This window comes from Mitsuokella apri, assembly GCF_047974105.1.
Taxonomy (GTDB): Bacteria; Bacillota; Negativicutes; order Selenomonadales; family Selenomonadaceae; genus Mitsuokella.
Window position 1 is genome coordinate 1 of record NZ_JBHYRS010000024.1, and the last position, 461, is coordinate 461.

General features: G+C 49.5%; 1 protein-coding gene. It reads right to left on the reverse strand.

What is annotated here, in order from left to right:
- On the reverse strand, nt 1-362 hold a 362-nt coding region (locus ACE419_RS11550; protein WP_503128876.1), incomplete at its 3' end, for a transposase.
- Nucleotides 363-461: the final 99 nt, after the last annotated feature.

Sequence of the window (461 nt, forward strand, 5' to 3'; positions counted from 1 at the left end):
CCGTCGAAGTGTTTGCCAGCTTTCGCAATTGTCGTATCATCGATGCTCAGAAAGATTGGCTCATTCCGGAGTGCCGGTGAAATCAGCTGCAAAGCCTTACCCGCTAGGGCTTGGCGAATCGATTGGTCTGTGACGTGCTCATTTGCAAGAGCGTGGTAATATGACGTCAGTGCCTTGTCTGTCTGCCGCGACAGGAACTGCCGGTAAAGGCAGCGGACCGACGGCGCGGACTCCAGTGCCAGCTGGCCAATCAGGAACCATGTCAGCAAATAGCGTGTCGGGTTGGTCGCCGATGGAAAAAGTGCAGAGAAAATCGTAAGAAGTCTACCAATTACAGAAGTCTCGGTGTATAATGAAGTCATATCGCATAGCCCCTTTTGGTGTTGTTTTGGTTTAGCGACTTTATTATACATCGCGAGGGAGGCTATGCGATTTTATTTTGCTTCAAAAGTTGTAAAGTG